Here is a 22,479-nt window from a genome sequence, read left to right on the forward strand (position 1 = left end):
TAACGGAGGAACAAGTATGAAGTTTTATTTGGCGTTATGGTACGCTAAAGCCATTAACGGCCTCATCAATCTTGTCAGCAAGGGGAGAGGTTCTAACCTTTCTGGAGAGAAGGCCTTAAAGGTAGACCCGAGAATGGTCGAGCATTTCAAGGGGATCGACTATTCCAAGGTTGTTTTTATTACAGGAACCAATGGTAAATCAAGCACCACCAACCTGGTGGCTCATATTTTACGGGAAAACGGAAAAACCGTTGTATCAAACCTGGAGGGCGCAAACCTGCTGCCCGGCATCGCCACCATTCTGGCAAAAGAATCGACAATGACCGGAAAACTCAAGGCGGACTATTTTGTCTTTGAAACAGACGAGCGTTATTTACCCCTTATTTATGACCAGCTGCCAGCTGAAAACATGTTAATCACCAATCTGCAGAAGGATCAGGTTCAGCGCAACGGCGACCCGGATTTTATCTATCGCAAGCTCACCTCTTTTATGAATCCAAAAATGCATTTATATTTAAATAATGAAGAGCCTCGAACAAAATCCTTTGAACGCTTTACCGACCATGTCACTTATTATGGCGTGGAAAAGCATTCTGAATCCTTTGAAAAAGACGAAACCTATCCGACCTGCGCCTGTCCAAAATGCTACCATAAGGTTGATTTTGACTATTATACCATCGACAGCGTCGGTCCGTTTACCTGTACAAACTGCGGGTATTCCAGTGAAGCGGCACCCCATTATGCCGTGAAGGATGTTGATTTTGAAAATAAGACTTTCACCGTTGAGGATGAAAGCTTTAATATGCCCTATGACCTGCCGTTTATGCTGTACAACTACAGCGGTGCTCTGGCGCTTTGCGAACGCTTTGCCGGCGTCTCTGTCAAGGACGCGGTCCCTGCCTTTAATTCTTTTAAAAACATTGGCGGCCGTTTTGAGGTGCTTCACTACAAGGATAAAACCATTAAATATATGCGAATCAAGCAGGAAAACCCGGATACACTCCAGAGCGCTTTAAACATCATGGCTTCAGACCAGGAAGAAAAAATGGTCTGTTTTGGCTTCTATGCGGTTTCGGATTTTATCCCATTCTATACCAACACCTTTTACAGCTTTGACTGTGACTTCAAGCCACTTGCGGAATCGAATGTTGAAAAATATTTTTGTTTCTCTCAAAATGTCTGCTATGATACCGCCAACCGGTTGATTTACGAAGGCGTTGAATCGTCAAAAATCGCCATCAAGGATACCGATGATATCAAAACGATTTTTGAAGAAATTGAAAAAGCAGATACTTCAAATATTTATCTGATTACATGGCTTGAAACCTTTAATAAAATGAAAAAATACATCGAGGAGGGCAATTAAATGAATGAAAAAACATTAAAGATCGGGTGGATGTTTCCCGATTCCCTGTACCTCCACGGTGACCGCGGAAATGTTCTGGCTTTAAAGCGTATGGGCGAAGCCGCAGGGTTTGAGGTGGAAATCGAAAAAATTGATTTTGACACTGAAGATTTCACACCAATGGATTATGATTTCTTATTCTGTTCACCGGGAGAGATCGCTTCTTTTTCTTCCATCATTGATTATCTGGAGCCTTATGACCTTTCACTCCGCGGCTTCATTCAGGCTGGCCGTCCCATGCTTGTCACTGGAACCAGCATTGCTCTCTGGGGCAATGAAATCAGGAGAGATGACGGCAGTGTCGTCAAAGGCCTGGGCATTATTGATGTGGAAACCACTGAAAACAAAGCCGTCTACGGTGATGATCTTTATTTCAGCTGTAACCTGAATGGCTCACAAATGGAAATCATCGGGAACCAGATCCAGATGGCTGATTTCAGACTGACCGGCGACGACGAGCCCTTTGGAAAGCTGAACTATGGATACGGTAATAACGGCAAAGACACCAATGAGGGCGTCCAGATCAAAAACGCGGTCTTTACAAATACCCTTGGTCCGGTGCTTGTCTGTAATCCCTGGATGACCGAAGCCTTTGTCCGCATCATTGCAGATAATCAGGAAACAGACCTGGAAAACTTCTCTGTCAATATGACGCTTGAAGAAAAATCCTTTGAGACTAAAAAACAGTTTATTTTGAAAAAGACAACACATCTGACAAATTGTAAAAGATAAATGAAAAATAAAAAAGTAATTGTGGGATTCAGCGGCGGTGCAGACAGTGCTGCCGCTGTTCTGATTTTAAAAAACAAAGGTTATGAGGTACTGGGCGTAACCTTTGATTTTTTTGGAAATGAACACCTTCTCGAAAAAGCCAGTGTCCTTGCAAAACAAATCGGCATCCAGCATGAATGCATCAACAGGCAGCGTGAGTTCAGGGAAAAGGTCATAAAACCATTTATAAGCGAATATCTCAGAGGTCATACGCCCAACCCCTGTGTCCGCTGTGACGCAGGGATGAAATTCAAAGGGCTGATGGCGTACGCCAATGAAAAAGAGGCTGAATTTATCGCGACTGGCCACTACTTAAGGCTTGAAAAACGTCATGGACAGGTTCAGATTAAGACCAGTGAGGATAGCAGAAAAGACCAGAGCTATTATCTCTATACCCTTGATCAGGAATATCTGAGCCGTCTTATTTTTCCTCTGAGTGCTTTTCAGTCAAAAGATGCGGTGCGGGCTTTTTTGGAGAAGGAGGGGATAGCGATTCCAAAATCTGAAGAAAGCCAGGGAATCTGCTTTATCCCGGACGGAAATTACGCCCGTTTCATAAAAAAAGAAATACCGTTAATGCCCGAAGGACGTTTTCGGGATCGTTTTGGTAAAATTCTCGGCAGCCATAACGGTTTTTATTATTATACGGTTGGGCAAAAGCGCGGCGTTCCGGTGATTTCCGGAAAAAAATATGTTGTTACTGCTCTGCGTCCAGAATTTAATGAGGTTATTCTCGGTGAGGAATCCGATCTTTATCAGAAGAAAATCTTTTTAAAAGAACTTCACTTTATTGACGGCAGCTTATATTCAGGAGAAATACAATTTAAAGTATGCCGCTGGGGTTACCTTTATCCGGGAAGGCTCCACCTGTCCGGTGACCGCAGAGGCTATCTGGAGTGTGAAAAAGCTGTTCGAGCGCCTATGCCCGGGCAGTCTGCAGTCTTTTATGACGGGGACAGGCTTTTAGGCGGCGGAATCATCGAGTATAAGTAAAACATGATATAATCCTTTAAATGAATTGATTTATTTTTGTTTTAAAGCTATAATAGAATTTGATTTTATTTGATTTATGGAATAGAGGTTAAAAAATGGGAAAATTTTTTGGTACTGATGGTGTTCGTGGTGTCTTTGGTGAGGAGTTAACCACAGAATTAGCCTATCAGCTTGGACGTTATGGCGCTTATATATTATCAGAAGGCAGCCATAATCCTAAAATTGTTATTGGGAAGGATACCCGTATTTCGGGCGATCCTCTTGAAAAAGCTCTGACAGACGGTATTATCTCGGTAGGGGGTAAAGTTGTACTGGCAGGCGTTATACCAACACCCGCTGTCGCGGTCATTGCCCGCGAGATCAAGGCAGATGCCGGGATTGTCATCTCCGCATCGCACAACCCTTATCAGTTTAATGGGATTAAATTTTTTAATGGCGCAGGTTACAAGCTCTCTGATGACGTAGAAAATCAGATTGAAAAATGTATCATTGACCAGCTTACAATCAATGACCGGACCGATGGTTCAGTCGAAACCCTTGAGCAGCCTGAAAAAATCTATGTGGAGCACATCACAAAAGGATTCGCCTGCGATTTTTCCGGTATCCGTATGGTGCTGGACTGTGCCAATGGCGCTTCCTACCGCATTGCGCCGAAGTTTTTCATGGAAGCCGGAGCCGATGTGGTTGTGATCGGTCATGAACCAAACGGCAAAAACATCAATGACGGATACGGTTCTACCTGTCTTGACAAGCTGAGCGATCATGTCCTCTCAGAAAAAGCCGACATCGGGATTGCCTTTGACGGTGACGCAGACCGCTGTCTGGCAGTTGACAATGAAGGCCGCATCATCGACGGCGATAAGATCCTTCATCTGGTCGGCGCAAAGCTGAAACAGGAGGGCCGGCTGAAAAAGGATACAGTCGTGGTGACCGTTATGAGTAATATCGGCCTCGATATCGCTTTGAAAGACTGCGGCTGCAAAAGTGTTAAGACAAATGTCGGCGACCGCTATGTTCTGGAAGAAATGCTGAAAGAAGGGTATAATCTCGGCGGGGAACAATCTGGCCATGTTATCTTGCTGGATCATAATACCACCGGCGACGGTCTTTTAACCGCAGTATCTCTTTTAACGATCTTAAAGGAAGAAACCCGCACCTCAGCTGAGCTTTCGTCCTTAATGACCTCCTATCCACAGGTGCTTGTGAATGCAAAAGTGACCAATCAGACTAAAAATGACTACCTGACAGATGAAATTATCCAGAAGCGAATCACAGAGGTTGAAAAGCATTTTGACGGCCAGGGGCGTGTATTAATCCGCCCATCAGGCACGGAGCCTCTGGTGCGTGTCATGATTGAAGGCAAAGACCAGTCTGAACTTAACCGCATTGCCACAGATCTGGCTAAACTCATTGAGGAGCGCCTGGCTTAAGAAGGTTGTAAAATTTTTTAAAATATGCTATAGTATCCATAGAAAATGATGGCTTGCGCTGTCTGTAAAGCAAGCTGTTTTGCACATATTAACCGTTTTTAAAACGGAGAGGTTCGTAACCATCCCTCTATAAAAAACTAAGGAAAGAGCGTTATAAAGGGCGTACGGTTACACGTGCGCCCTTTTTGCGTTTATCCGCTGGTTGAACTTAACCGAGGAGAAAAATATCATGACAAGAAGAAAAGTAATTATTGACTGCGATCCGGGAATTGACGATGCTCTGGCCATTATGCTGGCATGCCGTTCTCCGGAATTGGAAATTTTAGGCCTTACTATTGTATCCGGTAATATCAACGGTTATCAGTGCGCTGAAAATGCGCTCCATATTTTAAAGGTGATGGACCGTCTGGATATTCCAGTTTATCTTGGTGCGACGCGCCCTCTTCTGAGAGATATGGTTGTTGCAGAGGAAACACACGGCGAGGATGGCCTTGGCGGTGTTAAATTTGAAAAAATTGAAGATGTCCGTTATCGTGAGGGGGCTGTCGATTTTATTCTGAATACTCTAAAGACAGAAGATAATGTCTCTGTTCTGGCCGTTGGCCCTTTAACCAATATCGCGCTGGCCTTACAGACCGATAAATCTGCATTAAGTCGGATGGATGAGCTTGTTTTAATGGGCGGGGCTTTTAAAAGCCATGGAAACTGCTCACCGGTGGCTGAGTTTAATTTCTGGGCAGATCCTGATGCTGCTGAAATGGTCCTGAACCAACTGGACCGGCCCATTACGATGGTTGGGCTGGATGTCACCCGGGAAGTCGTTCTGACACCAAATTATATTGAGCTGCTACGCCAGTTTAATGATCCAGTGGCAGATTTTATCGTCGATATCACCCGTTTTTATTTGGATTTTCACTGGGAACAGGAGCGCACTCTCGGCTGCGTCATCAATGACCCTCTGGCCATCGCTTACTTTATTGATCCCTCCGTCTGTTCAGGGAAGGCCTATTATGTAGATGTTGTCACCGAAGGCAAGGCGATCGGGATGAGCATGGTAGACGTAGGTGGTATTTACAAAAAAGACCCGAACTGCCTTGTCCTTACCCAGGTACATGCCAAAGACTTTATGGAAATGTTTATGACACGCCTTTTTCCTGAGCATAAAACGGATATAATATCCGTTTTATCCAATGAGAAATACGGCTACGAGTAGGCGGTGGCTATTGTGAAGAAGCTTACAACCAATATGCTTGTTTTTATGGCCATGGCTGTTGGATTAAATTTTGTAGGATGCTTTGTCGCGCTCGTACTTAAGCTTCCAGTATATCTGGATTCTATGGGTACGTTGCTTTCCGCAGTGCTTATGGGACCGGCAGCAGGAGCAGTCGTCGGCGGCCTGACCGCATTGATTAACAGCGCAACTATTGATCCGATTTCTCTTTACTTTTTACCAGTACAGATAGTGGCCGGTGTATCAACAGGGCTGCTGTTTAAAAGCGGCCGTTTTGAAGGCTTAAAATCCGTGTTGGGAATTGTGCTTGTAACCTTGTTTGTCTCAGTCATGTCCTCTGTTATCGTCGCCTTTGTGTTTAACGGCGTTACCTCATCAGGCTCCAGCTTTATTGTAGCTGTTCTGAAGAACTCCGGCGTCAACATTATCACCTCAGTTTTTTCAACTCAGATTATTACGGATCTGCTGGATAAGGCAATCTGCTTTTCGGTGGTCTTTGGCATTATTAAAGTTATGCCAGTACCCTTAAAAAATAAATTAGTAAAGCATTATTAAAAAAAAGAAGGCTCAGGCCTTTCTTTTTTGTCAATTTTTTCCCTGTATTCCTGTTTTTGCTTCATTGACAATACGGTTGGTCAGCGGTAGACTTTATGTTACATGGTAAAATGCTTATATAAAGGAGGACGTGCATAAAAATGAAAGACATCTTGAATAATTTAATAAGCGAAATGATTGTATATGAAAAAGGAAATCCCCGCCGTGTTCAACACTTTTTAAAGGTTCATGCCTTTGCCAAAATCATTGCGGAACAGGAGGGCTTAGATGAAAGAACGCAAGATACCCTTGAAATCGCAGCTGTTTTGCATGATATCGGTATAAAGCCAAGTGTGAAAAAATATGGCTCCAGTGCCGGAAATTACCAGGAAATCGAGGGACCTCCTGTGGCTCGTCTTTTTTTAAAAAAATATAACGTATCCGATGAAATCATGGAACGCGTCAGCTTTTTGATCGCTAACCATCATACTTACGGCAGTATTCAAGCAGTTGATTACCAGGTGCTCATCGAAGCGGACTTTCTGGTCAATATTTACGAGGACAGCATGAAACCTTCTCAAATCGAAAGCATACGTGACCGTCTCTTTAAAACAAGAACAGGGATCCACCTTTTGGAAACCATGTTTCTCTCACAGGAGAATTAAATTGGCAGATAAATAAAATAGGGAATCGTCGTAATAACAAGTAAAATTAACAATACAAGGAGGATAAGACTGAAATCAGTTTTATCTTCTTTTTTGTTCCCAAGCAACTTATAACAGCTCTTGAAATTGACTTTTTGAACATTGTTCAGTATAATAAAATTGAACAACGTTCAGGGAGGCGACAATGGATAGTAAAGAAGCTATTATTGAGGCGACAATTACTCTTATCAGTGAGAAGGGCGAAAGTTTGAATGAAATAACTGTACGAGAAATCTGTAAAAAAGCAAATGTTGGGTTAGGGCTTGTCAATTACCATTTTGGAAACAAGGATAAGTTAATAGAATTATGTGTGGAGCGTATGATCAGTGGTATCGTTGACCACTTTCATTCGATTCAGGAAAAGACAGACCGGCTTGCTCCTTTTGAAAAACTGGATTATCTTGGCAATATGACACTGACTTTCTTATTTGATCATTATGCCATATCAAAAATTTCCATTCTTTCTGATTTGAGCTCGCCCGAAAAAAACGATAATACGCACAGAACTTACAAAGCCTATCTACCACTTGTTTCTGCCTGCCGTCCAGATTGGGACAAGACAGTTGTAAAACGTAAAACATACTGTCTGATTGCAGCGATGCAGCAGGCGTTTTTAAGATGTGAAGTGATTTTACAAACCCAGGGAATTGACCTGTCCGTACAAGAAACACGCAGCGCATTCCATACACAGATATTACACGATATTTTGGAGATATAACCCATGAAAATTACAGTTATAAACGGAACCGAAAAGCACGGCGTTACTTATCGTCTGAAAGAAATGTTTTTAGCTCCTTTTAAAGAGCATGCTGAGATCATGGAATACTATCTACCAAGAGACTGTCCTCATTTCTGCAATGGCTGTACAAATTGCTGCCTGAAAGGAGAACAAACCTGTAAAGACGCAGAGTATGTACAATCCATTGAAAACTCGCTTTTAAAAGCTGATCTAATCGTAATGACTTCACCAGCCTATGTCTTTCACACAACAGGTGCCATGAAAGCACTGCTTGACCACTTTGCCTATCGCTGGATGCCGCATCGGCCTGCTCCTGAAATGTTTGGAAAGCGGGCTGTCATCATCGTTCAATGCCTTGGAGCCGGGGCAAAATCTGCGGTAAAGGATATAAAACACAGCCTTTCCTGGTGGGGAATATCAAAAATCAGCGTCTTTACAGGCGCGTTGATGGGTGATATCATCTGGGATCGGCTTACCGAAAAAAAGCGGACTAAGTTTCATAAAAAGATGAAAAAGCTATCCGGAAAATTTCTCCGCATCAATTATACGAAACCTGCTCAGACAAATCTAATCACAAAGATGAAATTCTATTTTTGCCGTATGATTCAAAAATCACTGCGCAGAAATGATCCAGAATACTACGATGGTAAATACTGGTCCGAACATGGCTGGCTTGAGAAGGTAAGACCTTGGAAAAATTAAAACATAAATAGGCGCGTTTTATTTTAAAAGAAGCACGGCGCAAAATTGTGCCGTGCTTCTCAAAGTAACTTAATTCTTCATAAAGCCGTTTTTAAATGGAATTGGACGATAAAATTAAAAAATCTTGATATTTGTTATTTTTTTTGCTATAATTGCGTATAACCTACGTTATACGCAATTATAGCGATTGAAAGGAATATATAAAATGGACCTCAAACATAATCCCCTTCTCGATGAACTCGACGATTATCTGCTCTCCATTCGAGGGTTTTCACCAAACACATTAATTTCATACCGAAATGATCTGATGCAGTTTTTCCGCTTTTTAAAGGTACGGTTTCAGATGGTTGATCCTGAGGCCGAATTCGACACCATTTCCATAGATGATGTGGATCTGAGAGTCATTAAACAGGTAACGCTTCCGGATATTTACGCTTTTCTGAGCTACGCTACCTCCAAACGCAGCAACATTGATTCAACCCGAAAAAGAAAAACCGCAGCCATCAAAAACTTATACCACTATCTGACAACAGTCATTGACACTAAAATGGACGATCCGACACAGCGTCTTGAAATACCAAAGGTTAAGTCACGAGACCCAGTCTATCTTACCCTCGATGAAGCTTTAAGCCTTTTAAATGCTGTTGACGGTGAATTTTATGAGCGCGATCTGTCGATCATCACTTTGTTTTTAAATTGCGGAATTCGCCTTTCCGAATTAACTAACCTTAAAATTGAGGATATCCAGGAAGAAACAATCCATATTGTAGGTAAAGGTAATAAAGAGCGGAATATAAGGCTTAACGATGCCTGTGTCGAAACACTGGAGGCTTATATGGCTGTGCGGCCTGAAGATACAGAGGTGCCCTACGTATTTTTAAGCAAACGAAAGACCCCTCTTTCCAACCGTACAGTGCAGTCGATGGTAAAAAAATATGTTTTAAAGGCTGGCCTGAATGCGGATAAGATCTCTGTTCATAAGCTCCGTCACACTGCCGCCACGCTGATGCATAAATATGGACAGGTAGACATTCGTACGCTCCAGAAAGTCCTGGGCCATGAGAGTATTTCCACTACAGAAATTTACACACACATCGAGGTAGATGATGTTCGGGAGGCGATCTACCAGAATCCCCTCGCCAAACGAAACCCCGGACACAAAAAATAAACAAACATGGCTTCATTTTTCGAGAACAAATGTTTACTTTTTTTTTCTTTTATGTTATAATAAACCCAACAAACCTGGGGGTATCAAAAATGTACGAAGATTTAACCGAAAAACAAAAACAAATATTAGAATTTATAAAAAAACAGACCAGAGAATGTGGGTATCCGCCTTCTGTCCGTGAAATATGTGAGGCTGTAGGTTTTAAATCCACGTCATCGGTGCACTCTCACCTTAAAACACTTGAGCAGCATTCTTATATTCGACGAACATCACTCAAAACGCGTGCCATTGATGTTATTAACAAGGATAACGAGGACGGTCTTGAAAACTTCCAGACTGACCGGGAGATGGTCACACTTCCTCTGCTTGGTAAAATCACTGCAGGTGACCCGATCCTGGCAACTGAGGATGTCATGGATCAGATTCCTCTTCCCCTTAGCTTTGTCGGCACCGGCGAACATTTTCTGTTGAGAGTTAAAGGCACCAGTATGATCAATGCAGGAATCTTGGACGGAGACGACATTATCGTCAAAAAACAGAACACCGCCAACGATGGAGATATTGTCGTTGCCTTTTTACTCGAAAATGAAGAGGCAACCGTTAAGACTTTCTACCGTGATCAGGATATCGTTATCCTGAAGCCTCAAAACCCAAATTTTGAGCCGAGAGAACTTAAAGATACCGAGGTTCAGATTCTGGGCCGTGTAACCGGGCTTCTACGCAAAATGTAAAACCATAAAAAGAAACCTCCAGTTTTTGGCTGGAGGTTTTAATTTTACAATTCCGGACGATTCGAAGAGCCTTCTGGTTCCATATCCGTCTGAAGTGTATCCTGATCAATCTCTTCAGGATTTTTTTTGTTTGCCTTTACCAGTTCAATCTGGCTTTCAAACAGCTGGTTTTGGAGATCAAGAATCGCCTTACGGTTAGATTCACTTTCGATTTTAGCTTGTTTCAGATGTTCACGGTATTGATTGAGCAGCTCATTCTTTTCCTCAATTTCTTTTTGAAGCTGTTCTTTTTCCTCGACAAGCTGAAGCTTACTCTCTTTAAGTTCATTGATTTCTTCGCCAGCAGTCTTTAACTCTTCCTTTACCAGATTAATATTATTGGCTTCTTCCTCCTGCTTACGCTCAGCAATGATCACATCCTTTTTAGCTTCAAATAAAAGCTCAGTGATGTTCATACAGCCAAGAATTGCAATGCGGATGTGGTTTGTGAAAGGATTGCGTTCCTTAACCTTTGTCAGTTCATCGTTGACAAAGGTTGCGATTTCGCGGATGTAATCTTCACTTTCCCCAGCTTTTACAGAAAAATCATTCTCTAAGATGCGAAGTTCGACAACTTTTTTTTCTTCAGGCAATTAACTTACCTCCTGTATATAAAAATTAATTAGTTCTCTTTCTATCATTATAAGTAATCTTGTAAGAAATTTCAAATAAAATATTAAAATATTACAATTATTGTCGATTTTTAAGGATAAATTGCTTAATTTCTTCCATATTGCCAACTTGATACGCAATTCCTTCCTCCGTCATGGCGTCATAGCCATCGACATCGGATTTGACAATGGCATCATCGGCATAAATCGGTTTCCCATAGGTATGGGCAAAATGCAGAGTATGAAGCGTCCCGCTGTTTCGGGCAAATTCAGATACAAGCACAAAATTAGAAGCCGCTGCCTGAAGCCGGTCTCTTTCAATAAACATATAGGCGTTCGAAGTGGACAGAGGAGAAAATTCACTGATGATACAGCCTCCCCCTGCTATGATACGTTCTGCGAGCTCCATATTTTCGCGAGGTGTAATGGTCATTAAATTTGACGGTAAAAAGGCAACGGTTTTTCCTCCGGCCTTCAGGCAACCGAGATGTGCTGCGGTGTCACAGCCAAGAGCCAGTCCACTGACAACTGTATAGCCCTGTTCTGCCAGGCTTTTACCGCAATTATAGGCAAAATGATAGCCGATGTCTGACGGTACACGGGTGCCGATAACGGCCGCTCTGTTCATATTGGTAAGAGGTGACAAATCGCCTTTATAATAGATCAGATCGGGACCATCCTCAAAAAGCAATGCTTTTGGAAAATTCTCAGAATAAGAATTGATCATCTTGATATCATTTTCTTCACAGCATTTTAAAATCTCATCCGCACGCTTTCGGGCATCTAAAAAGGTACCGATCGTACTATTGCGTGAAAAAACATTCAAAGATATACCGATTTCAACCAGCTCTAAAAGATGGTAGTCCGCCGGATTATCAACGGATTTTAAAATGGTTTTTACTTTCTTTCGGCCAATGCCCTTTAGCTGGCAAAGTGCTATAATACTGCGGTTTAAATCGTTCTTATTCATAATTCTCTTCCCTTCTATTGCTAAGGCAGACGAAGGTGCTGCCTGGTATTTAAATTTCATGCATTAAGACCGGGGCTTTTCAGCCCCGGTAAATTCCTGCAAATAAATCTTTATATAATCTTAACGCGATTCGCAAAATCTTTATACGATCTTAACACACTACTATTATACCATATTAATCCCTTAATTGGGCATTAAATCCATTTTTGAGGTCAGATAAAATTTCGTCCATTACTGGATTAATGTCATCATCTGTCAATGTCCTTTCTGGATGACGGAATAAAATCGAATAAGCCAGGCTCTTCTTGCCCTTTTCAATCTGCTCGCCCTGGTATACATCAAAAAGCTCAACATTCTCCATAATACCTGTATCGTGAGCTTTGATAGTCGCCTCAATTTTTGAAGCCGGCACGTCCTCATCCAGGACAAGAGCGATGTCTCTTGAAGAACCAGGATACTTGGGCATTTCAACAAATTTAATGGCGTCCTGCTGTAATCCGGCCATTACGTCAAAGTCCAGCTCACAAGCATATGTACGTTTCGGCAGATCATAGTTTTTGACAACCATCGGATGAATCTCCCCTATCTGTCCAACGAGGGTATCCCCCACTCTTATCTCCGCCTTTCTGCCTGGGTGATAGAGGTCTGGTCCAGCCAGAACAAAGTCGTATCCAGCAATACCCGAACGGTCAATCAGGAGCTCAACAACGCCCTTAATATCAAAATAATCAGTATTTCCGTAGGAAGAAATGACCAAGTGCTTGCGCTCAACAGGCAGTTCATCCTTATTCGAATTTTTATGGTAGGTTTGGGCAAATTCAAAGAAACGGCCTTGTGGATTTTTACGGTTATGGTTTAAACTCACCACTTCCAGCTGGTGACCTACCAGTGTATTACGCATAATGCTGTTTTCTTCACCAAGTGGGTTGATAAGCGGAACCAGCTCGTCACTGCAGTCCATATTTAAAGCGTTGATACGGTTGACACTGGTAAAAGAGGTGGTAAGGGTCTGGTAATATCCAGCGCCTACCAGAAGACTTTGAAGCATATCCTGGTATTTCTGTTTAGCACTCTTTCCACCGACAAGGGTAGTCCCGCCCATAATGGTGCTTGGAATCCTGTTATAGCCATAAATTCGCGCAACCTCTTCTGCCAGGTCTTCACGAATTTCGAGATCCTGTCGGTAGTCGGGTACCTTGACAACCAGATTGCCTTTGCCCATATTTTCAACGGTCAGGAACAGTCTTTCAAAAATACGGATGATTTCATCCTCAGAGAGATCGATACCAATGAAACGATTGATCCAGTCCACATTCACAGCAACCTCACGCGGTTCTTCTGGGTTGTGATAAACATCAATCATCCCCTCCAGAACATCGCAGGCACCGATCAGATCAAACAGATAGGTTGCACGCAGAGCTGCGGTTTCAGCAAGACCCGGATAGATGCCCTTTTCATAGCGCCCAGAAGCCTCCGTACGCATGCCAAGCTTCTTAGATGTCAAGCGGATGCTGGTTTTGTCAAAACAGGCGGATTCAAGAACAACATACTCCGTATTTTCTGTAATTTCTGAGTTAGCGCCCCCCATAATCCCAGCGACAGCCACAGGGTATTTTCCGTTGGTGATCATCATCATGGATTCATCAATATTACGTTCCCTGTCATCCAGTGTGACAACAGTCTTTTCCTTATTACCGGTTTTAACCACAATCTCGTCAGAATTAAGGCTCTTGTAATCAAAGGCATGAAGCGGCTGCCCAAGCTCTAACATGACGTAATTTGTCACGTCAACAATATTGTTAATCGGGCGGACTCCACTGTTTAAAAGCTTAAGCTGCATCCACAGCGGAGAAGGCTCAATTTTTTTAACCTTGAACATTTTAGCCACATAGCGCGGACACAGCTCGGTTTCGACTTTAACACTCAGATAATCGGCAATTTGGTTTTGAGTTTCTTTTTTATCATAGAGTTTAACCGGAGCCACTGACTCGTCAAGCGCTGCCGCAGCTTCACGTGCAATGCCATAAATAGACTGGCAGTCTCCGCGGTTAGCCGTTAATTCCACCTCGATGATGCTGTCATCAATCCAGAGCAGCTCACGCACCTCAACACCCAGCTCAGTATTTTCAGGCAGAATATAGATACCATTTTTAATTTCAGGGGAAAACAAATCTGTATTCATCCCCAGCTCTTCAACAGAGCACATCATGCCATAGGACATAATGCCGCGAAAATCGGTACGGCTCATTTTATGCCCACCAGCTACCACTGAGTTTTCTACCGCAACCGGGACAACCGCCCCTTCAAAAACATTGGTCGCACTGGTGACAATGGTCAAAGGAGACGCAGCTGCCACATCAATCTGACAAACAACCAGCTTATCAGCATCAGGATGCTTTTCAATTTTAACAATCTTACCAGTGATAACACCGGAAACTTCATCCGAAATGGGCTCAATGGTTTCCACCTTTGTGCCGGACATTGTCAGGATATCCCCGAAAGTTTTGGGGTCCTGTTCGATTTTTACATATTCTTTTAACCAGTTGAGTGATACTAACATATGGGGCTCCTCCTATTTGAATTGTGTCAGAAAACGCATGTCGTTTTCGAAAAGCAGACGTAAGTCGTTGATTCCGTATTTGGTCATGGCCACACGTTCAAGGCCCATGCCAAAAGCGAATCCGCTATAAACCTCCGGATCAATGCCGCAGTGGCGCAGTACATTAGGATGTACCATCCCACAGCCTAAAAGCTCAATCCAACCACTGTTGCCGCACACTTTGCAGCCGGTGCCGCCACATTTAAAGCAGGTTACGTCCATTTCAGCACTTGGCTCGGTGAAATAGAACTGATGCGGGCGGAATTTAGTCTGAACAGTTTCTCCAAAAAGTTTTTTTGCAAACATATCAAGGGTTCCTTTTAAATCGGCCATCGTAATACCCTTATCAATGACAAGCCCTTCCATCTGATGGAACACCGGTGAATGAGTCGCGTCGATTTCATCGGCACGGTAAACGCGACCCGGAGAGATAACACGCAGTGGCGGCTTTTCATCCATCATAACGCGAACCTGAACGGGTGAAGTCTGAGTTCTTAAGACAACCTCGTCATTGTAATAGAAGGTTTCCTGTAAATCTCTGGCCGAATGCTCCTGTGGCATGTTAAGATAATCAAAATTATATTTTGACCATTCAATCTCTGGCCCTTCGGCAATGGAAAAGCCCATTCCCAGGAAGATTTCTTCCAGATCGTTAATGATGATATTTAAAGGGTGCAGATTGCCTTCAGAAGGTTTTTTACCCGGCAAAGAAACATCCAGCTTTTCTTTTTCGATGGCTGCCATCATTTCCGCTGTCTCCAGCGCTTCCTTTTTTCCTGCCAGTCCGGTTTCAATTTCCTCCCGAACCTCATTGGCCAGCTTGCCAATAACAGGGCGCTCTTCCTTGGAAAGCTTGCCCATTCCCTTTAAGGCAGCGGTTAAAACACCTTTTTTACCAAGATATTTTACGCGGATGTCATCGAGCGATTTCATATCGCCGACAGTTTTCAGATCTTCCAAACAATTTTCTCTGATGCGATTTAATTCCTCTTGCATTTTTATCTCCTTCTTCATAATAACAATTTTATCGGATCGCGGCAGCAAACTAAAAAAGCCCTTTATGCAAAACTGCATAAAGGACGAATAGATTCCGCGGTACCACCTTTGTTGCCGCAACCTATTTGGTGCAGCCCCTCACGTATAACGTCACGTTGACGTTGACCACTACAAGCACCATGTGCCTTGGCAGTCAAAACTCAGGAGGGAACTTCAGTAGCACTGTTCACCAAAACCCTCTCAGCCGCCGGGGTTTTCTCTCTGTAAGTGAGCGGCGTGCCGCCTACTTTCTCCATCATCGTCTTTATCATATTCTTTTTTATTCGTGCATCGCCCGCGCGATATCGTACATCAAAATACCTGCCGCTACCGAAACATTTAAAGATTCAGCATGTCCGTACATAGGTAGCTTGTATAAGTCATCACAGAGGTCCGCAATACACTTTGACATTCCCTTTGACTCATTGCCAAGAATAATGCCCACAGCTTTCTGTGCAGCCAGCGAAGCAGACAGACTAGTTTTTCCCTGAAGCGAAGTCCCGATTATACGTGTACCCTGCTCCTTTAGAAAAAGAACCGTTTCTTCAAGGGCACAGGTTTGAAGCACCGGCAAATGAAACACCGACCCCATGGCCCCGCGCAAAACTTTTTCATTGTATATATCTGCGGTTTTTGATGAGCAGATAATACCGTCAAAGCCAGCGGCATCCGCTGTACGTATAATGGTTCCAACATTGCCCGGATCCTGCACATCATCTAATATAACATAACTCAGACATTTTTTCCCGTTTTTTTTGCATTTTTTTTCAAAAAATTTTTCAGAGGTATCAAATTTATCTGCCGTACATAAAATACCTTCCGGCATCTTTAAAGCCGACATGGCTTCAAAAACGCTGGCGTCAACAGTGAAAACCGGGATACCCATGTCTTTCAGACGTTTAAAAGCTGACTTTACAGCCTCTTCAGCTCCCTCAATCCACTGCGGCGTTACATAAACCGCAGTGATCGCCACATTCCAGGCTTCAGCCTCCATGAAAAGCTTGTTTCCTTCCAGAATAAACTGTTTCTCGCGGTCTCTGTTTTTTTTCTGTTTTAGCTTGATAACATTCTTAACCGTCAAATTCTGGCGTGATGTAATTAATTCTTGGCCCATCATTTTAATTTCCAGACTGATAGAGGCGGGTGACATCATTAATATCTGCATTATCTCCGATCACGACCAGCTTATCGCCGGCCCGGATAACATCTGTTGCCACCGGCGAAACATTTAAATGATCCTGAGACCGGATCGCAATGACATTGAGCCCGTACTTTGTACGCATATCCAGTGATTCCAGGGCCTGGTTTTCCCATTTATGCAAGGCGTCAACCTCAACGATCGAATGGTCTGTATCAAGCTCCAGTGCATCGATAAAATCACCGGAATAAAGACTGTGGCCGACGCGTTCCCCCATATCACGTTCTGGTGAAAAGACCTTTTTAACCCCCAGTTTGAGCAGAACCTTTTCGTGCTGGGCATTGTTGGCTTTTCCATAAATTTCCTGAATCCCAAGCTCCTGCGCGTTGACAACACCCATGATACTGCTGTTGATATCGGAGGTAATAGAGATAATCACACGCGTCCACATTTTTTAATCCGATAGACTTCAGAGCATTAATATCCGAAACGTCGGCTTGCACAGCGTAGGTGACATAGTTGGCAATATTCTGCACCTTTTCTTCATTCTTATCAACAACGATCACGTTTGATCCTAACTCACTCAAAGTGATGGCGAGCGCTTCGCCAAAACGGCCAAGCCCCAGAATAGCAAATTGTTTTTCTTTCAATTTATGCTCCTTTTAACCAATCAAGACATTGCCTTCAGGCAGCTTAAACTGGCCTTTATTCTCAAGTTCTTTTCTTTCTTTTCTCGTAATAACATAAGCGATCGTGAGTGGCCCGACACGTCCGATAAACATTGTAATAATCAACGCAACCTTGCTGAGCGCATGTAGGTGCGGTGTTAAATCACAGGTAAGACCAACAGTGGAGTAAGCCGAGAATACCTCAAAGGTAACGGCCATTGGGTCAGCTCCAGGTTCGCAGACCATTAAAACCATAATGATAACAATAATGATGGAAATACCAATGGTCAGCACACATGCCGCCCGCTTAATCGTGATCTCTGGAATACGACGTTTAAAACAAGTGACATCCTTCCGGCCCATCAGCTCAGTAAACAATGTGATAGCCATCATAGCCACAGCTGTCGTTTTAACCCCACCTGCCGTTGATCCGGGTGAACCGCCGATAAACATCAGAACAATCGTCAGCACCTTAGAAACCGGGTTGAGCCCTGTTTGACTAATGGTGTTGGAACCAGCTGTACGCGGCGTTACAGACTGATAAAAAGCGGCGTAAATTTTCCCGTACCATGGCAAATTCCCCATTGTTTCAGGGTTAGCATGCTCAAAAATATAAAAAAGGACAGCACCGCCCACTACCAAAATAGCGGTGATGCTTAAAACAATTTTAGAGTGCATGCTCAACCGTCTGGTTGTCCGATAGCTGACGATTTCACTGGTAACTGCAAAACCCAGACCGCCGACAATAATAAGCGCACAAACAGTAAAGTTCAGCAGAAAGTTATTGGCATATCCTGTAAAGCTCTGAAAGCCGCCGATCAAGTCGAAACCACCGTTACAGAACGAGGAGATCGAATGCCAGATACCAAAATAAATACCTTTCCCCAACCCGTAATCCGGAACAAAAACAAAGGACAGCAGCAACGCGCCGATTCCCTCAATCACCAGGCAGGAAAAGACAATGTATTTGGTGAATTTCACAACCCCCTGTACCCTGTCTGAATTTACAGAGGATTGAATAAGCAGACGGTTTTTAATCGTAATGCGTTTACCCGCCAATACGAAAAAAATAGTCATTAAAGACATAAAGCCGAGACCACCGATTTGAATTAAAAGAATAATGACAATCTGACCAAACAAAGACCAGTAAGTTCCAGTATCCACAACTACTAATCCTGTAACACATACACTGGAGGTCGCTGTAAATAAACAGTTTAGAAATCCCGGACTTTGACCGGAGGCACTGGAGATTGGTAGGTTCAGAATCACTGCCCCCAGAAATATCACTGCTGCAAAGCCGAACATCAGAATTTCGGCTGGAGAACGATGCCGCATAAAGGTAGTCATACGGCCACCTTTTTTAACAATGTTTATCATTTGTCTGCTCCAAGTAAATATTTTATTTGCTTTCACCTATTGTACCATTCTGTCAAAAAAAAGCAAGGCCGTTTACCGCAACCAATATCTTTCTAAAGGAGATTATTACCCAACATGGTGAAAATATCACATAAAAAAAACTTCCCAAGGACTGAGAAGTTTTTTGTCTTGGTTCTTAAAGCTTAAGCCTGATGTGCTTTTGCAACATCAACTAATTTTGCGAATGCATTAATGTCATTCATTGCTAAATCAGCTAAGATTTTACGGTCCATTTCAACGCCAGCCTGTTTCAGACCAAACATGAATTTGCTGTAGCTTAAACCATACATACGGGCACCTGCATTGATACGGGTAATCCATAATCTTCTGAAATTTCTTTTCTTTTCTTTACGACCTCTGTAAGAAGAACGAAGTGCACGCATAACTGCTTCGTTCGCTGGTCTGTATAACTTGCTTTTAGCACCATAATAGCCTTTTGCAAGTTTTAATACTTTTTTATGCTTCTTTTTGGCATTAACGCCTTTTTTAATTCTAGCCATTAAAATTTTCCTCCTTGCTCACTATTATTTCATTAACATTTTTTTGACAACTTTTGCGTCACTTGGTACTAAGTAACCAGCTTTTCTAAGATTTCTCTTTCTTTTCTGGCTTTTCTTATTTAAGATGTGGCTTTTATAAGCCTTAGCGCGTTTGATCACACCTGATTTTTTCACTTTGAAGCGCTTTGCAGCACCACGATGGGATTTCATTTTTGGCATAGTCGATTCCTCCTCCCTATCTTCGTCAACTTATTTTTTTATTTTATTTATATAATGAAGTATAACAAGTTATACCATTATAGGCTTAGCTTACTTATCCTTCTTAGGGGATAAGAACATGACCATGCTGCGGCCTTCCATTTTTGGTGGCTTGTCAACCGTACCATAATCAGTTACACGTTCAGCGAAGTCAAGTAAAACACCCCTACCCTGATCCGTATAAGCCATTTCACGGCCTCTGAAACGGATGGATACTTTGACACGATTGCCCTGTTCTAAGAACTTGATACAGTTTTTGACTTTAACCATGATGTCGTGTTCCTCAACCCGTACAGACATACGGATTTCTTTGATAACAACCGCTTTCTGGTTTTTCTTTGCTTCTTTAACACGTCGCATTTCTTCATAACGGAATTTACCGTAGTCCAAAATTTTGCAGACTGGCGGCTTCGCGTTAGGAGAAACCTTAACGAGATCCAGACTCTTTTCATCTGCCATTTTTTGTGCTTCTTTGGTTGGCATAACGCCCAGCATTTCTCCGTTTGCATCAATTACGCGGACTTCTCGATCGCGGATTTCCTCGTTAATTTCGTGTTGAACTTCTCTTGCTATAGTAATACACCTCCATTTATAGGAATTTATTAAAACAAAAATGCAGGTAGACATGGTCCACCTGCATTAAACAATCAATTACTTAAATTGCTATGAACCCGCCTTGTTAGAAGACCAGGTGAGAAGTGGACACCTCTACTTTGTTTGCTTAATAAGTATATATCAGCCATAAATAATTGTCAAGCACTTTTTAAAATTAATCTAAAACCAGCGATTTTTGGGCAATATTCTGAGCCAGACGATATTTAAACTCATCAATTTTCAAAGTTTCCTGCTCACCGGTATCGCGGTTACGGATACTCAGACGTCCTGATTCAACTTCCTTATCCCCAATGACCAGCATGTATGGAATTTTCTGCATCTGTGCTTCACGGATACGATAGCCGATCTTTTCATCCCTGAAATCAATTTCTACACGAATGCCTGCTTCTTCCAGTTTTGCGGCTATTTCTTTTGTAAAAGCGTCATGTGCATCGGATACCGGAATTAGCTGTACCTGTACTGGAGCCAGCCAAAGCGGGAATTTTCCTGCGAAGTGTTCGATTAATATACCAAGGAAACGCTCAATACTGCCAAAGATCGTACGGTGCAGGATAACCGGGCGATGTCTCTCTCCATCACTGCCAACATAGGTTAAATCAAAACGTTCCGGCATCTGCATATCTAACTGGATCGTACCGCATTGCCAGGTGCGTCCAATGCTGTCTTCCAGATGGAAGTCAATCTTAGGACCATAAAACGCACCGTCTCCCGGATTCAGCTGATAATCCATTCCTTTGGCTTCAAGCGCTTCGCGCAGTGCATCTGTCGCGACTTCCCAGTCTTCATCTTTGCCAATGGCCTTCTCAGGCTTGGTAGAGAGCTCAACTTTATATTTAAAGCCAAAAATATCATAGATTTCATTTGCCAGATCAATGATTCCAATGACTTCATCCTTTACCTGATCCATAGTCAGGAAAATATGTGCATCATCCTGTGTAAAGGTACGAACACGCATAAGGCCATGAAGTGCACCGTGAAGCTCATGGCGGTGTACCTGACCCAGCTCGCCCATGCGCAGTGGCAGCTCACGGTAGCTGTGCTGTCTTGTTTTGTAGACAAGCATACCGCCTGGGCAGTTCATTGGCTTGACAGCAAACTCCTGTCCGTCTATTTCCGTAAAATACATATTTTCTTTATAGTTGTCCCAATGGCCAGAGCGTCTCCACAAATCTGCGTTCAGCATAATCGGTGTCTTGATTTCTTTATAGCCTTTTTTCGTATGTTCACTGCGCCAGAAATTTTCAAGCTCATTACGCAGAACCATTCCCTTAGGATGGAAAAATGGAAAACCTGGCCCTTCTTCATGCATTGAGAAAAGATCTAATTCCTTACCAAGTTTACGGTGGTCACGTTTTTTAGCTTCTTCCAATCGCTGTAAGTATTCATCGAGTTCTGACTTTTTCGGGAAAGCAATCCCGTAGACACGCTGGAGCATTTTGTTATTGGCGTCGCCATGCCAGTAAGCGCCTGCAAGACTTAAAAGCTTGAAAGCCTTGATCTGAGATGCGTTTCGGATATGCGGGCCTGCACACAGATCGGCCCATTCGCCCTGTCCATAGAATGAAATGACTGCATCCTCCGGCAAATTGTTGATCAATTCGGTTTTATAGGTTTCGCCCTCTGACTCTGCCCATTTCAGCGCATCCTCTCTGGATTTGGTATAATACTCAATTTCCGGCGCTTCCTTAACAATTTTTTTCATTTCCTTTTCAATCTTCTCAAGATCTTCTGGGGTTAAAGTATGCTCTAAATCAATGTCATAGTAAAAACCATTGTCAATCGCCGGACCGATGGTTAACTGCGCTTCAGGCCAGAGCCGCTTGATTGCCTGAGCCATAAGATGGGACGCGGAATGCCAGAAAGCATGTTTGCCGCCTTCAGAGTCAAAGGTCAATAAATTCAGTGTGCTGTCTTCCGTAATGGGTTTGCGGATATCCACCAGCTCGCCATTTAATTCACCGGCCATTGTGTTGCGTGCTAGACCTTCGCTGATATCCTTCGCTACATCATAAACAGTGATACCAGGTTCATACTGTTTAACAGAACCGTCTTTTAAAGTTATGTTCATAAGATTACCTCCATAAAATTGATACGTTAATATTGATTAAATAAATATTTTTTCTGAATGGGGCGGAATATCAAAAACGTCCCATTGTCTACGACAATGGGACGTTCATTACGCGGTTCCACCCAAATTGGTATACATGGTATACCCACTCTGA

The 22,479-nt window shown here is 42.9% G+C and carries 23 protein-coding genes, 1 riboswitch and 3 other annotated features (1 of these 27 only partly in view); of the genes, 11 read left to right on the forward strand and 12 right to left on the reverse strand.

Features of this window, described 5'->3' with window-relative positions; translation table 11 throughout:
* The first annotated feature begins 16 nt into the window (after positions 1 to 16).
* The 11 genes from B2M23_RS17740 (at position 17) to lexA (ending at position 10,408) form a co-directional block, all read left to right on the forward strand.
* Complete coding sequence (locus tag B2M23_RS17740; RefSeq protein ID WP_038351643.1) at positions 17 to 1,366, forward strand: Mur ligase family protein; 1,350 nt, start codon at positions 17 to 19, stop codon at positions 1,364 to 1,366.
* A complete protein-coding gene (locus B2M23_RS17745) occupies positions 1,367 to 2,137 on the forward strand; it encodes a type 1 glutamine amidotransferase (RefSeq protein WP_038351642.1) in 771 nt (256 codons plus the stop codon).
* Positions 2,138 to 3,169 carry a tRNA 2-thiouridine(34) synthase MnmA gene (mnmA, locus tag B2M23_RS17750; protein ID WP_038351641.1) on the forward strand — a complete coding sequence of 344 codons (1,032 nt, stop codon included), beginning with the start codon at positions 2,138 to 2,140 and terminating at the stop codon, positions 3,167 to 3,169.
* A gap of 95 nt (positions 3,170 to 3,264) precedes the next feature.
* Entirely contained in the window at positions 3,265 to 4,599 is a 1,335-nt protein-coding gene (gene glmM, locus B2M23_RS17755; RefSeq protein ID WP_038351640.1) for a phosphoglucosamine mutase, read from the forward strand.
* Positions 4,600 to 4,701: 102 nt separating this feature from the next.
* Positions 4,702 to 4,746, forward strand: a riboswitch (PreQ1 riboswitch).
* 82 nt (positions 4,747 to 4,828) lie between these two features.
* Complete coding sequence (locus tag B2M23_RS17760) at positions 4,829 to 5,812, forward strand: nucleoside hydrolase (protein ID WP_038351639.1); 984 nt, start codon at positions 4,829 to 4,831, stop codon at positions 5,810 to 5,812.
* A 12-nt stretch (positions 5,813 to 5,824) separates the two neighbouring features.
* Positions 5,825 to 6,385 carry an ECF transporter S component gene (locus B2M23_RS17765; RefSeq protein ID WP_038351638.1) on the forward strand — a complete coding sequence of 187 codons (561 nt, stop codon included), beginning with the start codon at positions 5,825 to 5,827 and terminating at the stop codon, positions 6,383 to 6,385.
* A gap of 140 nt (positions 6,386 to 6,525) precedes the next feature.
* The gene (locus B2M23_RS17770; protein ID WP_038351637.1) at positions 6,526 to 7,029 is read left to right on the forward strand and encodes an HD domain-containing protein; all 504 of its coding nucleotides are present in this window, start codon (positions 6,526 to 6,528) and stop codon (positions 7,027 to 7,029) included.
* A 184-nt stretch (positions 7,030 to 7,213) separates the two neighbouring features.
* Complete coding sequence (locus tag B2M23_RS17775; RefSeq protein WP_052237155.1) at positions 7,214 to 7,786, forward strand: TetR/AcrR family transcriptional regulator; 573 nt, start codon at positions 7,214 to 7,216, stop codon at positions 7,784 to 7,786.
* 3 nt (positions 7,787 to 7,789) lie between these two features.
* On the forward strand, positions 7,790 to 8,509 hold the full coding sequence (locus tag B2M23_RS17780; protein ID WP_038351636.1) for a flavodoxin family protein: 720 nt from the start codon (positions 7,790 to 7,792) through the stop codon (positions 8,507 to 8,509).
* A gap of 205 nt (positions 8,510 to 8,714) precedes the next feature.
* Positions 8,715 to 9,677 carry a tyrosine-type recombinase/integrase gene (locus tag B2M23_RS17785; RefSeq protein ID WP_038351635.1) on the forward strand — a complete coding sequence of 321 codons (963 nt, stop codon included), beginning with the start codon at positions 8,715 to 8,717 and terminating at the stop codon, positions 9,675 to 9,677.
* 89 nt (positions 9,678 to 9,766) lie between these two features.
* Positions 9,767 to 10,408 carry a transcriptional repressor LexA gene (gene lexA / locus B2M23_RS17790; RefSeq protein ID WP_038351805.1) on the forward strand — a complete coding sequence of 214 codons (642 nt, stop codon included), beginning with the start codon at positions 9,767 to 9,769 and terminating at the stop codon, positions 10,406 to 10,408.
* Positions 10,409 to 10,452: 44 nt separating this feature from the next.
* On the opposite strand, the gene B2M23_RS17795 is transcribed toward lexA, so the two are convergent.
* The 12 genes from B2M23_RS17795 to thrS form a co-directional block, all read right to left on the reverse strand.
* Complete coding sequence (locus tag B2M23_RS17795) at positions 10,453 to 11,040, reverse strand: cell division protein ZapA (protein WP_242945827.1); 588 nt, start codon at positions 11,038 to 11,040, stop codon at positions 10,453 to 10,455.
* Between the two features lie 97 nt (positions 11,041 to 11,137).
* Positions 11,138 to 12,028 carry a DNA-processing protein DprA gene (locus B2M23_RS17800; RefSeq protein ID WP_052237154.1) on the reverse strand — a complete coding sequence of 297 codons (891 nt, stop codon included), beginning with the start codon at positions 12,026 to 12,028 and terminating at the stop codon, positions 11,138 to 11,140.
* A 175-nt stretch (positions 12,029 to 12,203) separates the two neighbouring features.
* Positions 12,204 to 14,588: a phenylalanine--tRNA ligase subunit beta gene (gene pheT, locus B2M23_RS17805; protein ID WP_038351634.1), complete on the reverse strand. Its 2,385-nt coding sequence runs from the start codon at positions 14,586 to 14,588 to the stop codon at positions 12,204 to 12,206.
* Between the two features lie 12 nt (positions 14,589 to 14,600).
* Positions 14,601 to 15,623: a phenylalanine--tRNA ligase subunit alpha gene (gene pheS / locus B2M23_RS17810; RefSeq protein WP_038351633.1), complete on the reverse strand. Its 1,023-nt coding sequence runs from the start codon at positions 15,621 to 15,623 to the stop codon at positions 14,601 to 14,603.
* Between the two features lie 76 nt (positions 15,624 to 15,699).
* Positions 15,700 to 15,931 (reverse strand) — a binding site (T-box leader).
* Positions 15,932 to 15,942: 11 nt separating this feature from the next.
* The gene (locus B2M23_RS17815) at positions 15,943 to 16,779 is read right to left on the reverse strand and encodes a TrmH family RNA methyltransferase (RefSeq protein WP_167617943.1); all 837 of its coding nucleotides are present in this window, start codon (positions 16,777 to 16,779) and stop codon (positions 15,943 to 15,945) included.
* Position 16,780: 1 nt separating this feature from the next.
* Positions 16,781 to 17,200 carry a potassium channel family protein gene (locus tag B2M23_RS21565; RefSeq protein ID WP_242945829.1) on the reverse strand — a complete coding sequence of 140 codons (420 nt, stop codon included), beginning with the start codon at positions 17,198 to 17,200 and terminating at the stop codon, positions 16,781 to 16,783.
* Positions 17,103 to 17,450, reverse strand: a complete 348-nt coding sequence (locus B2M23_RS21570) for an NAD-binding protein (RefSeq protein ID WP_242945830.1) — start codon at positions 17,448 to 17,450, stop codon at positions 17,103 to 17,105. The genes B2M23_RS21565 and B2M23_RS21570 overlap by 98 nt, the downstream gene beginning before the upstream one ends.
* A gap of 12 nt (positions 17,451 to 17,462) precedes the next feature.
* Positions 17,463 to 18,845 carry a TrkH family potassium uptake protein gene (locus B2M23_RS17825; RefSeq protein ID WP_052237153.1) on the reverse strand — a complete coding sequence of 461 codons (1,383 nt, stop codon included), beginning with the start codon at positions 18,843 to 18,845 and terminating at the stop codon, positions 17,463 to 17,465.
* A gap of 182 nt (positions 18,846 to 19,027) precedes the next feature.
* A complete protein-coding gene (gene rplT, locus B2M23_RS17830; protein ID WP_013380522.1) occupies positions 19,028 to 19,384 on the reverse strand; it encodes a 50S ribosomal protein L20 in 357 nt (118 codons plus the stop codon).
* 24 nt (positions 19,385 to 19,408) lie between these two features.
* A complete protein-coding gene (gene rpmI / locus B2M23_RS17835; RefSeq protein WP_013380523.1) occupies positions 19,409 to 19,603 on the reverse strand; it encodes a 50S ribosomal protein L35 in 195 nt (64 codons plus the stop codon).
* A gap of 90 nt (positions 19,604 to 19,693) precedes the next feature.
* Positions 19,694 to 20,269, reverse strand: coding sequence for a translation initiation factor IF-3 (gene infC / locus B2M23_RS17840; RefSeq protein WP_052237152.1), 576 nt, complete (start codon positions 20,267 to 20,269; stop codon positions 19,694 to 19,696).
* Positions 20,244 to 20,362 (reverse strand) — a sequence feature (ribosomal protein L20 leader region). It overlaps the preceding gene by 26 nt.
* A 49-nt stretch (positions 20,363 to 20,411) precedes the next feature.
* On the reverse strand, positions 20,412 to 22,325 hold the full coding sequence (thrS, locus tag B2M23_RS17845; RefSeq protein WP_038351631.1) for a threonine--tRNA ligase: 1,914 nt from the start codon (positions 22,323 to 22,325) through the stop codon (positions 20,412 to 20,414).
* Between the two features lie 94 nt (positions 22,326 to 22,419).
* Positions 22,420 to 22,479: a binding site (T-box leader), on the reverse strand; it runs 147 nt beyond the window's last position.

This window comes from Eubacterium limosum, from assembly GCF_000807675.2.
Taxonomy (GTDB): domain Bacteria; phylum Bacillota; class Clostridia; order Eubacteriales; family Eubacteriaceae; genus Eubacterium; species Eubacterium limosum.

Excerpts from the sequence above, each read along its gene's own strand:
- B2M23_RS17740 (WP_038351643.1), top strand. The coding sequence starts at position 17 with ATGAAGTTTTATTTGGCGTTATGGTACGCTAAAGCCATTAACGGCCTC.
- B2M23_RS17745 (WP_038351642.1), top strand. The coding sequence starts at position 1,367 with ATGAATGAAAAAACATTAAAGATCGGGTGGATGTTTCCCGATTCCCTG.
- mnmA (WP_038351641.1), top strand. The coding sequence starts at position 2,138 with ATGAAAAATAAAAAAGTAATTGTGGGATTCAGCGGCGGTGCAGACAGT.
- glmM (WP_038351640.1), top strand. The coding sequence starts at position 3,265 with ATGGGAAAATTTTTTGGTACTGATGGTGTTCGTGGTGTCTTTGGTGAG.
- B2M23_RS17760 (WP_038351639.1), top strand. The coding sequence starts at position 4,829 with ATGACAAGAAGAAAAGTAATTATTGACTGCGATCCGGGAATTGACGAT.
- B2M23_RS17770 (WP_038351637.1), top strand. The coding sequence starts at position 6,526 with ATGAAAGACATCTTGAATAATTTAATAAGCGAAATGATTGTATATGAA.
- B2M23_RS17775 (WP_052237155.1), top strand. The coding sequence starts at position 7,214 with ATGGATAGTAAAGAAGCTATTATTGAGGCGACAATTACTCTTATCAGT.
- B2M23_RS17780 (WP_038351636.1), top strand. The coding sequence starts at position 7,790 with ATGAAAATTACAGTTATAAACGGAACCGAAAAGCACGGCGTTACTTAT.
- B2M23_RS17785 (WP_038351635.1), top strand. The coding sequence starts at position 8,715 with ATGGACCTCAAACATAATCCCCTTCTCGATGAACTCGACGATTATCTG.
- lexA (WP_038351805.1), top strand. The coding sequence starts at position 9,767 with ATGTACGAAGATTTAACCGAAAAACAAAAACAAATATTAGAATTTATA.
- B2M23_RS17800 (WP_052237154.1), bottom strand. The coding sequence starts at position 12,028 with ATGAATAAGAACGATTTAAACCGCAGTATTATAGCACTTTGCCAGCTA.
- pheT (WP_038351634.1), bottom strand. The coding sequence starts at position 14,588 with ATGTTAGTATCACTCAACTGGTTAAAAGAATATGTAAAAATCGAACAG.
- pheS (WP_038351633.1), bottom strand. The coding sequence starts at position 15,623 with ATGCAAGAGGAATTAAATCGCATCAGAGAAAATTGTTTGGAAGATCTG.
- B2M23_RS17815 (WP_167617943.1), bottom strand. The coding sequence starts at position 16,779 with ATGATGGGCCAAGAATTAATTACATCACGCCAGAATTTGACGGTTAAG.
- B2M23_RS21565 (WP_242945829.1), bottom strand. The coding sequence starts at position 17,200 with ATGGGTGTTGTCAACGCGCAGGAGCTTGGGATTCAGGAAATTTATGGA.
- B2M23_RS17825 (WP_052237153.1), bottom strand. The coding sequence starts at position 18,845 with ATGATAAACATTGTTAAAAAAGGTGGCCGTATGACTACCTTTATGCGG.
- rplT (WP_013380522.1), bottom strand. The coding sequence starts at position 19,384 with ATGGCTAGAATTAAAAAAGGCGTTAATGCCAAAAAGAAGCATAAAAAA.
- rpmI (WP_013380523.1), bottom strand. The coding sequence starts at position 19,603 with ATGCCAAAAATGAAATCCCATCGTGGTGCTGCAAAGCGCTTCAAAGTG.
- infC (WP_052237152.1), bottom strand. The coding sequence starts at position 20,269 with ATGTCTACCTGCATTTTTGTTTTAATAAATTCCTATAAATGGAGGTGT.
- thrS (WP_038351631.1), bottom strand. The coding sequence starts at position 22,325 with ATGAACATAACTTTAAAAGACGGTTCTGTTAAACAGTATGAACCTGGT.